At 64.5% G+C, this 12,558-nt stretch carries 11 protein-coding genes and 1 pseudogene; 2 read left to right on the top strand and 10 right to left on the bottom strand.

Annotated elements, in window-relative coordinates; all coding sequences use genetic code 11:
* Positions 1 to 12 precede the first annotated feature (12 nt).
* A complete protein-coding gene (locus tag P9217_RS01525) occupies positions 13 to 948 on the bottom strand; it encodes a DMT family transporter (protein ID WP_278086793.1) in 936 nt (311 codons plus the stop codon).
* Positions 949 to 1,160: 212 nt separating this feature from the next.
* On the opposite strand from P9217_RS01525, the gene P9217_RS01520 reads away from it, so the two are divergent.
* Positions 1,161 to 2,051, top strand: coding sequence for a LysR family transcriptional regulator (locus tag P9217_RS01520; RefSeq protein ID WP_278056546.1), 891 nt, complete (start codon positions 1,161 to 1,163; stop codon positions 2,049 to 2,051).
* A 97-nt stretch (positions 2,052 to 2,148) separates the two neighbouring features.
* Positions 2,149 to 2,679: a dihydrofolate reductase family protein gene (locus tag P9217_RS01515; protein ID WP_127216957.1), complete on the top strand. Its 531-nt coding sequence runs from the start codon at positions 2,149 to 2,151 to the stop codon at positions 2,677 to 2,679.
* A 45-nt stretch (positions 2,680 to 2,724) separates the two neighbouring features.
* Here the strand turns inward: P9217_RS01515 and P9217_RS01510 are convergent, their stop codons facing one another.
* The 9 genes and pseudogenes from P9217_RS01510 to P9217_RS01470 form a co-directional block, all read right to left on the bottom strand.
* On the bottom strand, positions 2,725 to 4,044 hold the full coding sequence (locus P9217_RS01510) for an HlyD family type I secretion periplasmic adaptor subunit (protein WP_095801456.1): 1,320 nt from the start codon (positions 4,042 to 4,044) through the stop codon (positions 2,725 to 2,727).
* 3 nt (positions 4,045 to 4,047) lie between these two features.
* The gene (locus P9217_RS01505; protein WP_278086794.1) at positions 4,048 to 5,805 is read right to left on the bottom strand and encodes a type I secretion system permease/ATPase; all 1,758 of its coding nucleotides are present in this window, start codon (positions 5,803 to 5,805) and stop codon (positions 4,048 to 4,050) included.
* Between the two features lie 51 nt (positions 5,806 to 5,856).
* Complete coding sequence (locus P9217_RS01500) at positions 5,857 to 7,359, bottom strand: family 16 glycosylhydrolase (protein ID WP_095801455.1); 1,503 nt, start codon at positions 7,357 to 7,359, stop codon at positions 5,857 to 5,859.
* Between the two features lie 355 nt (positions 7,360 to 7,714).
* A complete protein-coding gene (locus tag P9217_RS01495) occupies positions 7,715 to 8,506 on the bottom strand; it encodes a pyrroline-5-carboxylate reductase dimerization domain-containing protein (protein WP_278086795.1) in 792 nt (263 codons plus the stop codon).
* Between the two features lie 296 nt (positions 8,507 to 8,802).
* Positions 8,803 to 9,507 carry an SDR family oxidoreductase gene (locus tag P9217_RS01490; RefSeq protein ID WP_095801571.1) on the bottom strand — a complete coding sequence of 235 codons (705 nt, stop codon included), beginning with the start codon at positions 9,505 to 9,507 and terminating at the stop codon, positions 8,803 to 8,805.
* Positions 9,508 to 9,628: 121 nt separating this feature from the next.
* Positions 9,629 to 9,862 carry a hypothetical protein gene (locus tag P9217_RS01485; protein ID WP_278086796.1) on the bottom strand — a complete coding sequence of 78 codons (234 nt, stop codon included), beginning with the start codon at positions 9,860 to 9,862 and terminating at the stop codon, positions 9,629 to 9,631.
* Positions 9,863 to 9,901: 39 nt separating this feature from the next.
* Positions 9,902 to 10,864: a patatin-like phospholipase family protein gene (locus P9217_RS01480; RefSeq protein ID WP_278086797.1), complete on the bottom strand. Its 963-nt coding sequence runs from the start codon at positions 10,862 to 10,864 to the stop codon at positions 9,902 to 9,904.
* A 169-nt stretch (positions 10,865 to 11,033) separates the two neighbouring features.
* Positions 11,034 to 11,477: pseudogene (locus tag P9217_RS01475) on the bottom strand (SRPBCC family protein).
* 113 nt (positions 11,478 to 11,590) lie between these two features.
* Complete coding sequence (locus P9217_RS01470) at positions 11,591 to 12,490, bottom strand: SMP-30/gluconolactonase/LRE family protein (protein WP_278086798.1); 900 nt, start codon at positions 12,488 to 12,490, stop codon at positions 11,591 to 11,593.
* Positions 12,491 to 12,558: the final 68 nt, after the last annotated feature.

The following is a 12,558-nucleotide window of genomic DNA, read 5'->3' as shown; positions in this document are numbered from 1 at the left end:
GGTGTCGCGTGATTATCCGGCAGGCTGCTCGCATGAGCTCAAACGCGCCTCGTCCTTCGATGCAGCGCTCCTCGATGCCGTCAGCCAGACACCGAACAGGGTTACCGCCAGGCCGAGGAACATCGCTCTCGATAGCGGTTCGCCGAAGATCAGCCACGCCCAGAGCATCGTCACCGGCGGGCTGAGATAGACCACGCTGCTGACCTGTGCGGCGGTGTAGTGACGCAGGCTCATATAGTAGACACCGTAGCAGAAGAAGGTCGAGAACAGCACCAGCCACGCCATGCCGAACTGGAAACGCCCATCGAGCGGCGGTGTCAGGCCGCCGTTCCATTCGGCGCAGGCGGCAAAAAGGATCGCCGCCGTCAGGCATTGAATGCACAAGCTCTGATGGATGGGCATATCGATCGTCCTGATCCGCTTCTGCACCACGGTCGCCAGGGCGAACACCAGCATGGAAGCGACCGTGAGGACATAGGCCCAGACCGGTGCTTTGCCGAGACTGAGGCTGTCCAGGGAGACGATAAGGACGCCGCTCGCGCCCAGGGCTGTTCCGATCCATTGTCTTGCGCTCAGCCGGAGGCCGAGAATGGGCTGCGACAGCGCCGCGATGGCGAGAGGGACAAGATCGGAGATCAGCGCGACAAGGCCGGTCGGAACGCGCTGGCCGATGGCAAGGGCGAATCCGCCTAGATAGAGGAACATCGTCGCCACGCCGAACGCCATCTGCTGCGCCAATGCGCGCCCGCTGATGCGCTGCCCGATCAGCAGAGCAAATGGCAGAAGGATAAGTCCGGACAAAAAAGTCCGCCAGAACAGGACCAGCATGACGTCGGCGTTCTCGCTGGCGTAGCGGATGCCGACGAAGCCGGAGCTCCAGCTTAGGACCAGGGCTGCCGCCACGGTCGGCCATACCAGAGGATGAGGCTTGTTCTGCAGAAGCGTCATGGGCTGTCTTTATTCGAGCGGTGCGAGATGCTCCTGAAGCGGATCACCAGCGCTGTCTGGCGCAGACTTATGGCTGCACACTCGCTGCCTTGCACATGACAAATTTCGATAGGCTCATGAAACAGCCACAAACAATGACATAAGGATTTGCCCAAAAGCCTGCTCTGTGTCAGACCTTTGGCCGCGTTGCTTCATTGCGAGCGAGGATTGTCATGGCTGGAATTATGAGCCGCCGCCTGGATGTCGATGCCCTGCGGGCGCTGGTCGCGATCGAGAAACACGGCGGTGTCACTCGTGCGGCCGAGATTCTGGGGTTGTCGCAATCGGCCGTCAGCCACAAGATGAGGCGGCTGGAAGCGAGCCTCGACTGCGAAATCCTCAGCCGGAAGCCAAACGCGCCGCTGTTCACCACGGCCGGGCACGATCTCCTGGCTTATGCGCGGCGCATCCTGGGAATTCATGACGAGGCGGTACTGAGCCTCTCGAAAAGCACGCTGCAAGGCAAGATCGCGCTGGGAATGACCGAGGATACGACCTGCACGGATCTCTCGCGCATTCTTGGCCGGTTCCGCAGGCTCCATCCCGAGGTGAGCGTCCGTACGCAAGTGCGCATGAGCCTCGTCTTGCGGGAGCAGCTCAGCCAGGGGGCCCTTGACGCCGCGATCGTCCAGCTGTTCCAGCACGAGGTTCGTCCCGCCGACATCGTCCTCTACCGCGAGACGCTGCACTGGGTGAAGTCGCCGGATCTGGTCCTGTCGAAGGAAAAGCCGATCCCGTTCCTGTCCTTCGACGAGAACTGCTTCTATCGGCGTTGGGGTCTCGATCTTGGGCAGGATGAGGGAACGGTGTTCGAGACCGTGTTCGAATGCTCCAGCGCAGCCGGCATCGTCGCCGGCGTGACCTCCGGGCTCGGCGTCGCGCTCCTGAGCCAGCGGCACCTGCAACCCGGCATGGAGATCGTCGACAAGCACTTCCCCAAGCCGCCGGACCTGGCCTATGTGATCAGGCGCGCGCGCAACTCCCGAAATCCCGCGCTGGAGACTTTGGTCAGGGAGATCGAAGCCGAAGTCAAACGCTACGGGGCGCTTCAGATCGCCGTTTGAAACCGTCGTGCTGGCCAGGAGCGTGACGAGGCCGTCACAGATCACGCAGCGGCGCGATGCACTGGTATCCTGAAAAGAAGGCAGGAATGGAATTAGCATGGCGAAGCTCGTCTTCGGAATGAATCAGTCACTGGACGGCTATGTCGACCACGAGGCATTTGCGCCCGATCCCGCGCTGTTTCGTCACTGGATAGAGCAAGTGCGCGGCCTGACGGGCAGCGTGTACGGCCGTCGCATGTACGAGGTCATGCGCTACTGGGACGAGGACCGTTCCGAGTGGACCCCTGAGCTCCGCGAATTCGCGACGGCGTGGCGGAGCCAGCCGAAGTGGGTCGTGTCGAGCACGCTGCAGTCCGTTGGCCCCAACGCCACGCTTGTCGAAGGCGGCCTGGCGGAGATGATACGTGACCTGAAGGCTCGGCTCGCTGGGGAGATCGCCGTTTCCGGACCGGACCTGGCGCGAAACCTGACCGACCTCGGGCTTATCGATGAGTATCGTCTCTACATCCATCCCGTCGTGCTTGGTCACGGAAAGCCATTCTTCGCCGGCCCCCGGCCGCCGCTCCGCCTCGTGGCCAGTGATTTGATCGGGGAGGAAGCGATCAGGTTGACTTATGTTCCTGCGTAGGCCCGCAACTCCCGACGGCGCCGTCGCGTCGGGCGGAGCGCCCGCTCACCTCTCCGCAAACGCGCGGGCGAACGAATCCACCATCGGCCGCGCCAGATACTCAAAGAAGGTACGGTCGCCGGTGTTGATGAAGGCTTCGACCGGCGTTCCCGGATAGAGTTGCTCCGGCTTGACGCCGGGCGGGAGCGCGTCGGCGATCTTCAGCTTGGCGCGGAAATAGGGTTCGTGGGTAGCCTGGTCGATCAGCCGGTCGGCCGAGATCTGCGTCACGGTCGCCGATACCTCTGGTGTCAGCCGCGTGTTGAGCGCTGACAGCCTGAGCTTCGCCGGCTGGCCGACGCGCACCTGATCGACGTCTTTCGGCCGCAGCTTGGCATCGACGTTGAGGCCCGATGCGGTGGGCAGGATCTCCATGATCTTTTCGCCGGGCGCGATCACGCTGCCTTTCGAATTATAGGTGGAGGACACCACGATGCCTGCCGCCGGCGCCTTGATCGTCGTGCGCTGAAGCACCGCTTCGGCTGCCCTGATCTGCTCCTCGATGTCGGCGAGGTTGGTGCGCACCTCGTCGAGCTTGGTCAGCGCTTCCTCCACGCGCTGCGTGGTCAGCCGCTCGACCTGCACCTGCGCCTCGACGATCTGGCTGTTGGCCCCGGCAAGATTGGCCTCCAGCGCGCCGGCCTGGCCGACCAGATCGGCTTCCGAGCGCAGCAACTGCGAATATTCGGTACGGTTGGTGAGGCCCTTGTCGAGCAGGCCTGTCTTGATGCCGAGCTCCTTCTTCACGACATCGGCCTGCTGCTGGATGGCGAGCTTCTGGGCGTTCAAGCCCACGACCGACTCGCGATGCATGGCGACCCGCTGCGCCATGATCGATTGCTCCGACCGGAACCGGGCGAGCCGGGCGTCGAACTCCTTCTGCTGCTCGCGGATGAGGTTTTGGAAATCCTGCTGGAACGGCGCCGGCGCTGCCTCGGTGATCGGCGCGAGCCTGTCCAGCCCGTCGCGCTCGGCCTCCAGCCGCGCCATGCTCGCCTTGAGCGCGATCGACTGCCTGGTCAGACGGTTGAGCTCGGCTTGCGCCGCCGTCCGGTCGAGCAGGATGAGGTCCTGGCCCTGCTGCACGCGGTCGCCCTCGCGGACCAGCAGCTGCTGGATGATGCCGCCCTCGGGCTGCTGGATGAGGATGTTGCCGCCCGTCGCCGAGATCGTGCCCTGCGTGATCACCGCGCCGGACAGCGGCGCGCTTACCGCCCAATAGCCGAAGCCGCCCGCAAAGAGCGCGATTGCCGCATATCCTATGAAGGCCACGCGCCGGAAGTCGGTGCGCGGCTGTCCATCCCAGGCAAGGCTCTCGATCGTCATCGTCTAGGATCCGAAGCGGATGCCGTGCGTGCGGATCATCGGCGCGAATGATCCGGTCACCACCGTGCCCTGCCGGGCGGCCGGGGCGTTGCCGGCGCCTCTATCGACAGTGGACCGCCGCAGCACCTCGGCGCTCGGGCCGAAGGCCTCGATCACACCACCGCGCAGAACCATCACGCGGTCGCAGGCCGTTGCGATGGACGGCCGATGTGTGATCACGAGGATCGTGACGCCGGCCGCCCGCGCGGCGACCAGCACCACTTCGAGCGCCGCCTCGCCGCTGCCGTCGAGATGGGAACTGGGCTCGTCGAGCACGAGAATGCGCGGGTTGCCGTAGAAGGCGCGCGCCAGCCCGATCCGCTGCCGCTCGCCGCCCGAGAGCGTCCTGTCGGAAGGGCCGATCATCGTCTGGTAGCCGTCGCGCTGCGCCAGGATCAACTCATGCGCCTGGGCGCGCCTGGCGGCCTCGACGATCGCGGCGTCCTCGGCCTGCGCGTCGAAGCGGGCGACATTGTCGCCGATCGTGCCGGGAAAGAGCTCCACCTCCTGCGCCAGGTAGCCGATGTGTCTCCCGAGCTGTTTTTCCTCCCAGGTCCTGAGGTCGGCGCCGTCGATCCTCACTGCGCCCCCGGTCGGCTGCGCGGCACCGACAAGCAGCCGCGCCAGCGTCGATTTGCCGGCGCCGCTCGGCCCCACGATCGCCACCGCTTCGCCGGCGCCGATCTGGAAATTCAGCCGCTTGAGGATAGGTTCGGTGCCGGGCTGTGCGTTCGGTGCCATGAAGAAAACGTCCTGCACCGAAATCGCGCCTAACGGATCGGGGAGCGCCAGTTTCCGCTTCTCGGCCGGGTGCGCAGCAAGCGCCGTCTCCAGCCGCTTCCAGGCCCGCTCTGCCTCGACGATTTGCCGCCAGGCGCCGATCAGCTGGTCGAGCGGCTGCAGCGCGCGCGACGACACCAGCGAGGAGGCGAAGATCATACCCGCCGTCATCTGCCCCTCGAGCACCAGCCATGCGCCGGCGCCGAGGATCGCCAGCTGCAGCATCATGCGCAGCGCCCGCGAGGCGCCGCTGAAGATCGCATTGGCGCTCGAGGAACGGTCGTAAAGCGTGAGCGCTGCCCCGACATGCCGCCCCCAGACCCGAGCGGCGTTCTCGACCATGCCCATGGCGCGCAGCGTTTCGGCATTGCGGGCAAAGACCTGTTCCGCATGGCTCGCCAACGCCGAGCGTTCCGCGGACATGGCATCGTTCCGGCCAATGGCGAGCTGGTTCGCGACGACAAGGACGAGCAGAAGCACCGCGCCGGCGACTGTCACCCAGAACAGCACCGGATGGATCAGATAGAGCAAAGCGAGGAAGACGGGCGCAAAGGGCAGGTCGAACAGCACCGCCACGCCGCGCGACCGGACGAAGGCGCAGACCGAGGCGAGATCACGCAGCGGCGACAGGCCGCCGGCATATTTGGGCGCCAGCGAGAGGGCGAATGTCCTTGCCCCGAGCTTCCCGTCGACGGCGGCCGCGACGCGCTGCGTGTAGACGGCGCGGATCGCGTCCAGCAGTCCGAGGAAAGCGAGCGCAAGAACCGCAATCGCCGACAGATAGACCAGCGTCTCGACGCTGGAGGAGGGCAGCACGCGGTCATAGACCTGAAGCAGATAAAGCGGGATCACCAGAAGCAGGATGTTGATCAGCAGCGAGAAGAGCCCGACATCGCCGACGGCGCGCAGGAACACCGCCCGCAGGCTCGACGGTGCAGTCATATCGGCCGCCGCTGCATGATCCCGGGACATCGAACCGATCGCCTGAAAATCTTAAGCGTGGCCCCCAAACTCGGAACCGTGATGCAGCGTGCTGCTGCCGAAGCTGTGCGTGGCAGTGCTGTGCGTTGCGGTGGTGGTGCTGCTGGTGGCGATCAGGGGGTTAGCCTCCACAGCGTCCAGCGTATAGGCGCGGATGTAGTCGATCTTCATCTCAGCCGGTGTGGCAAGATGATCCGGCGGCGCGCCGGCCTGGCCGCCGATCGCAAGATTGACCAGCATGTACATGGGCTTATCCATGTCCGAGGGCGTCGCCGCTTCCGCGACCTGCACGCCGTCATAGGTCCAGACAAGCTTGTCCGGCGTCCACAGCAGGCCATAGGTGTGGAAACCGGCAGTATCCATCGCATTCACCGTAGACCCGACCATGGTGTGCGTACCCGTCTCCATCGTATGCGCGGTCATCAGAAGCGAGCTCGGGGTCTGGCCGTATCTTTCGATGACGTCCAGCTCAGGCGGCCACGAGCCGTCTTCCGGCAGCAGCCAGAAGGCCGGCCAGGCGCCGGCGTTTTCCGGCAGGTCGGCGCGCATTTCGAAATAGCCGTATGTCTGCGAGAAGCTGTCATGCGTGGTCAGGATGCCGGACGTGTATTCGTAATTGTTGATCAGCGGCTTGATGTCCGCCGGCGCTTGCGCCGCGGTGATGGTGAGCACGCCGTTGTTCACGCTGAACGGGTGGACCGAGCTCGTCGGCGCGTAATTGGCGTCGACATACCATTGCAGCTCGTTGTTGGTGGCGAGCGTGCTGCCGTTCGGCGCGCCCCACCAGAAGTTGGTATCCCACGTGCCGCCTTGGCTGTTGTGGAGGTTCAGCGCGTTGAAGTCGTCGCTGAAAGACAGCGTCATGTCGGACTTGTCGATCGGCAGCTGGAATTGGCTGGGCTGCAGCTTGTCGATGGTCGTGTCCCTGAACATGAGGATCTCGCCGGATCCGAGGTTCAAGATGACGTTCGGTCCCGCCTGGATCATGTTCGAGTGGATGGCGTCGAAGGAAGTGAACCCATAGCCATCGAGACGGACGCTGTCAGTCGCGGCAAAATTGGCGATCAGGTCGCTTCCGTTGCCTTTCGCGATGATGAAAGTGTCGTAACCGCCGCCGCCATCGATCAGCACATCATTGCCCTTGCCGCCGTCCAGCGTCTGGTGGCCGGCCTTGGCGGTGATGATGTTGTCCAGGTCGTTTCCAAAAGCGTAGTTCTTGGCGTTGGTGACGATCAGGTTCTCGACATTGTCGGGAAGCGTGTAGCTCATCCATGTGCTGATGGTGTCGATGCCTGCCCCATAGCCCTCGGCCACCTTGTTGCCCGCGGCATAGAGATAATAGATGTCATCGCCGTAGCTCCCGTGCATGGTGACATTGACGCCGGAAGCTCCATAGAAGGTGTCGTTTCCGGAGGTGCCCCACAAGTCCGGTCCGGACCCCGCCGCCGAGTACCAATGGTTGGACGAGCCGCTATAGGGGAGAGGAACGCCTACGGCATTGACGAAGCTGCTCATCGGACAACCCTCCTCGCAATACACGGCTTGCTTGAATCGGCATGCGAACTCAACCGATCGCTAGCGGGTCAACTTGTAATTCCGGGTATCGTTCCAAGGAATTGTGTAATAGTACAGAGAAAATTTGCCGTTCAGCGATCAATTATTCGCAAGAAAAGAGAGTGAGAACGCCCTAATACAATTTGCACGCGAGGGCTCACTCAGTTTTACACAATATTACTAATTTCTTTTATCAAAAATTAAGCATCGCGGCGCGAGGAGTTCGCGTAGGCGGCACGACTCACCTGAGCGGCGGGGCCCGATCCGGCGGATGCTCGCCTGATGCATTCCGCGCTCAAAGGGCGGCGTCGTCGGCTCACGCCTTGCCCATCGTGATCGACTTGAGGAACGCGGCCGCCAGTCCCTTGGCAACGGCCTGGTCGAAGCCCGCTTCGCGCATCGTCTCGATCGCGGCCGCTGTCGTGCCGCGATAGCCGAGAAAGGCCTCGACCGTATCGGCCGGTGAAGCGTCGTTGAGCTCCAGCAGCCGGCCGGTTCCGGTGAGCACGGTGTTGACCGCGCGGTGCGCGACCTCCGGCTTGAGGCCGAAGGCCACGGCGTCGCGCATCATCGCTTCGGCGAGCAGGGCAGGGAAGGCGGGCCCCGAGCCCGTCAGCCCGGTGAGATAGTCGATGTCGCGCTCGCTGCCGACCTCATCCTCAACGCCGCAGGCTCCGAAGATCGCGCGCACGGTCGCGCGGTCCAATTCGGTGGCGTCGCCGCTCGCGATCCACGGCGTGTACGATTTGCCGACCTCGGCAGCCGCGTTGGGCAGCGTGCGCACCACGCGGCCGGTGCCGTGCTTCTCGCCGATCTCGGCCATCCGGATGCCGGCCATAACCGAAATCACCAGCTTGCCCTTGGCATCCAGCTCGAGCGACGGCCAGTCCTGCGGCCGCACGGAAAGCATGATGACGTCCGAGCGGTCGGCGAGCGCCTGGTTGTCGTCGGTCCAAAAGACGCCTGGAAAGCGATCCGGCTTGGTGCTGCGATAGGAGAGGGCAAGGTTCTCCGCCCGCGCGACGCCGGCCGAAAGCGCGGCACCCGCGATGGCGCCGCCCAGCCAGCCAGCGCCGCCGACAATGCCCAGCCTGAGTGAAGCGCTCATCCTTGTCTCCCTTGCAGTCTTAAGGGTGCGGGAGGCGGCGGCCGCTGTCCAGCGGTCAAGCCGCAGCCGCGTCAGTCCGCTATCGACCGGGCTGGAAAAACCAGCCTGCCGCAAGACCGAACGCCGACAACGCCATCGCAACGGTCGAGAGCCAACCGAGCAGGCGCGCAGCGTTCCGGAGCAAGGGCCGGGAGAGCAGTGGATACGAAACCTTTGCGCCGGCTCCCTCCTGCCATCGGAGGGCGTTCGCCGGCCACGCATTGCCGGCGAAACGACCCGCCTGCCGAAAACGAGCCTCAGTACCCCCGCATCAATCCACCATCGACGCGGATGTTCTCGCCGGTGATATAGGCCGCGCCGTCGGAAGCGAGGAAGGAGATCGTTGCCGCCACTTCCTCGGATGTGCCGTAGCGCTTCATCGGCACGCTTTGGCGGCGTTCCTCTACGCTGGGCAGGCTGTCGATCCAGCCCGGCAGCACGTTGTTGATGCGGATGTTATCGGCCGCATAGGTGTCGGCAAAGATCTTGGTGAAGGCGGCGAGCCCGGCGCGCGCCACCGCCGAGGTCGGGAAGGCGACGCTCGGCTCGAACGCCCAGGCGGTCGAGATGTTGATGATGACGCCCGCCTTCTGCTTCTGCATCACCGGCGTCACCAACCGGGTCGGTCGCACGACGTTGAGGAAATAGGTGTCGATGCCCTTGTGCCAGTCCTCGTCGCTGATCTCGATGATCTGCGCGCGCGGCCCGTGGCCGGCGCTGTTGACCAGCACGTCGATGCGGCCCCAGCGTTCCAGCGCGCCGTCGGTCAGCCGCTTCAGATCCTCGTTCGACTGGTTGGAGCCGGTGACGCCGAAACCGCCGAGTTCGTTGCCCAGCGCCTCGCCCTTACCGGAGGAGGAGAGCACGCCGACCTTGAACCCGTCGGCGGCCAGCCGCTTCGCCGCCGCCGCGCCCATGCCGCTGCCCCCCGCCGTCACCAGAGCTACTTTTTCTCCTGCCATGTCGCTGTCCATCCTTGTTGAAAGCGCCTCTGTTAGCACGCGGCGGTGCAGGGCACGAACCGGTTTGGATTGCGCCACGATGGCGATTGGCGAAAGCAGACGCGGAGTCCGAACGCCATGCTCACACCTTGAAACCGCTCATCAGCGCCTTTGACACCACCGCACAGCGTCCGGGCTTCACGTCGCCCGCCTTCAGTGGTACGCCCTTTCCAGCCGGCACCGCCGGCCGGTACCAGCTCCGCAGCGCCTGGTCGCTGGCGCAATAGCCCCAATTGACGAGATCGATCGTCTCCTCGCTTCCCAGGAAATGAAGCGACGTGCCGATATCGGCAGGCGCGATTGCCGCGCTTTGCACGAAGCTCGGCTCGGCGGCGTCAGGCTTGCTGGCGATCGATCAGTAGACGCCGCGGGTGGCGGCATAATCGGGCCGGGTCGCGTCATTGGGCAGGCCCTGGTCGTCGGCATCCTTCGCCGCCTGGAAGCGGGCGATGAGGTCGCGCCGCCGGAGCGAGCGCACCTGGTTGTCGGTGGTGTCGAGCACGCGCTTCAACTGCGAGAACCAGTTCCAGTAGCCGGAGCCGGACGCTCGCCAGGGCGCGCCGGCGTCGCTGACCAACAGCCAGCGGCAGCGCTTCAGCGCCGGCTCGATGCCGTGATTGTCATAGACGCCGCCATCGGTGAGCACGGCGCGGCCGGCCGGGACCGGCGGGCCGACGCTCGCGTCGAGCTTGTCGTTCTCCCACGCGAACTGAGTGAGGTCGAGCCTGAGCGGCGACAGAAACGGCGGGAAGGCGGACGACGCCGCGACCGCGGTCGCGACCGGCAGGTCCGCATGCTTGGCCATGCCGATCCGGTAATCGGCAATGTAGCGGTTGGACATGCGAAACAGCGAGCCGGTGCTGAGATTGCTCGAGCAGAACACGAACCACGGACGCCGGGTCAGGCTCTTCAGCGTCGGCACCTTGCCGTCGAACAGATGGCGCTCGTAGCAGGTGGCGACTTCGCGCGCCGCGCTCGAAAACGGGTTGAACACGCCCTTGAGGATCGACGGCGCGTCAAGGAAGACCTGCGAGAAAGCGAGGATTTTTTCGACGTAAAGCTCGCGGAAATTCGTGGCAACGCCGTCGGCAAAGCTGAGGCGCGGCCAGAGAACCGCAAGCAGCCCGGCGGCAATCGAGCCGCCCGAGACCGAACTGACCATGTCGATTTTCTGAAGCAGGCCGGCCTCGTTCAGCCGGCAGAGCACGCCGGCATGGAACAGCATGGCGCGATAGCCGCCGCCCGACAGGCAGAGGCCGAGCTCGTAATGCTCGACCTTGTCGTCAGCCGGTGACGATCCGGCTGGAATCGGCTCCATCGCGCCCCCTCCTGCCTGTCTGTTCGGCATTCGAGCTCGGCTTTGCTCAATCCAGCCCAGCGCAGCCATTCTGGCAAGCGGGGGAAACGCGTAACGTCGCGGAGTGGAAAGCGGGGCCGCTTGCCGGCCGCTTCGTCGCGGCCGGCCGCATAGACCTTGCGATCGATCTTTACTGATTGATCTCGGGCTCGACGAGCCTTGCCAGGTTCTTGAGCGACTCCTGCCAGCCGAGATAGCAGGCCTCGGCGGGGATGGCGTCCGGAATGCCGGCCTGGGTGATCTCCATCTCCGTGCCGACCGAGACTTTCTTCAACGTCACCGTCACCTGCATCTCGCCGGGCAGGTTAGGATCGTCGAACTTGTCGGTGTAGCGCACGAGCTCACCCGGAACGAGCTCGACATAGTCGCCGCCGAAAGCATGGCTTTCGCCCGTGGTGAAGTTGCGGAACGACATTTTGAAGTTGCCGCCGGCCTTTGCATCCAAGTGATGCACCGTGCAGGTGAAGCCGTTCGGCGGCAGCTATTTCGCCAGCGCGTCCGCCTCGATGAAAGCGCGATAGACTTTTTCAGGTTTGGTGGAAAGCACGCGGTGCAGGCGGACAGTGCTGGGCATTTCGTTTCTCCTGTTGATTGCCGGTCTATGCTCCTATGACGAACGGTGATTGGCCAGTCCGACATCGATGGTGAAGTTTTTTGATCGCTGCTGCCGATCTCTCGATGGGGAGATTATCCGAACCGGTTGCCCGGCGCACCGTCGACGCCGGGCCTGAGCGCGAACAGGCCGCCTTCGAAGGGGCTGGCGTCGAGATGCTCGGCGCTCATCGTGAAGCGCGCCGAGGTGACGAACAGCGTGTCGAGGCCGGGGCCGCCGAAGGCGCAGCTCGTCGGCCAGCTGCAAGGCAATTCGGCGATCCGGTCCAGCCTGCCGTCGGGCGCGATGCGGGCGAGGCAGCTTCCGCCAACCACCCGGCAGTTCCAGATATAGCCCTCTGCGTCAAGGCAGGAGCCGTCCGGCAGGCCGCGCTCGAAGCCGGTGAAGAAGGGGAGCGCCCGGCCGAGCCGTCCCGCCTTCTTGTCCCAGTCATAGCTGTAGAGCGCATTCTTCGTCGTGTCGGCGGTGACGAAGCGTCCGTCGGGCAGCCACACCATCGTGTTGGTGATGCCGAACCGGTCTTCGCTGAGCGGCGTCGCTTTGCCGTCCGGGCCGACCCGGTAGAGCCGACCTTCATCGCTGGCGATGGGCACCGGCGCGTCGTCCGGGCCGATGTTGTTGGCCATCGTTCCAACCCAGAACGAACCGTCCGGCGCCACCACGCCCTCGTTGAGCCGCGTTCCCGGCCTGTCGTCCTCGATCGTCGCGAGCGTCCGGAACGGCCCGTAGAAGTCCCATAGCGCGATCTCCTTGCGCAACCCGACGATCGCGCCGCCGTCATTGCGCAGGCCGACCGAGGTCACGAGATCGGGCGTCTGCCAGCTTTCATGCGCGCCGCTCAGCGGATCCAGCCGATGGATCCTGCGGCCGATGATGTCGACCCAAACCAGCCTTTCGCGGCGCTCGTCCCACACCAGGCTTTCGCCGACCACGTCGCGCGCATCGAAGATCAGGCCGGCTTGCTTCTCGTGCATCGGGCGCCTCGGGGCAGGGGTTCACAATCAGCTTGACATATATCTTTAAGCTGAACTATTAGCAATTC

The sequence above is a fragment of the Mesorhizobium sp. WSM4989 genome, assembly GCF_029625795.1.
Classification (GTDB): Bacteria; Pseudomonadota; Alphaproteobacteria; order Rhizobiales; family Rhizobiaceae; genus Mesorhizobium.
This window is presented reverse-complemented; position numbering and strand designations above follow the sequence as displayed.

Bases quoted from the DNA above. Each gene is read 5' to 3' on its own strand.
- P9217_RS01525 (WP_278086793.1), bottom strand. From the start codon at position 948: ATGACGCTTCTGCAGAACAAGCCTCATCCTCTGGTATGGCCGACCGTG.
- P9217_RS01520 (WP_278056546.1), top strand. From the start codon at position 1,161: ATGGCTGGAATTATGAGCCGCCGCCTGGATGTCGATGCCCTGCGGGCG.
- P9217_RS01515 (WP_127216957.1), top strand. From the start codon at position 2,149: ATGGCGAAGCTCGTCTTCGGAATGAATCAGTCACTGGACGGCTATGTC.
- P9217_RS01510 (WP_095801456.1), bottom strand. From the start codon at position 4,044: ATGACGATCGAGAGCCTTGCCTGGGATGGACAGCCGCGCACCGACTTC.
- P9217_RS01505 (WP_278086794.1), bottom strand. From the start codon at position 5,805: ATGACTGCACCGTCGAGCCTGCGGGCGGTGTTCCTGCGCGCCGTCGGC.
- P9217_RS01500 (WP_095801455.1), bottom strand. From the start codon at position 7,359: ATGAGCAGCTTCGTCAATGCCGTAGGCGTTCCTCTCCCCTATAGCGGC.
- P9217_RS01495 (WP_278086795.1), bottom strand. From the start codon at position 8,506: ATGAGCGCTTCACTCAGGCTGGGCATTGTCGGCGGCGCTGGCTGGCTG.
- P9217_RS01490 (WP_095801571.1), bottom strand. From the start codon at position 9,507: ATGGCAGGAGAAAAAGTAGCTCTGGTGACGGCGGGGGGCAGCGGCATG.
- P9217_RS01480 (WP_278086797.1), bottom strand. From the start codon at position 10,864: ATGGAGCCGATTCCAGCCGGATCGTCACCGGCTGACGACAAGGTCGAG.
- P9217_RS01470 (WP_278086798.1), bottom strand. From the start codon at position 12,490: ATGCACGAGAAGCAAGCCGGCCTGATCTTCGATGCGCGCGACGTGGTC.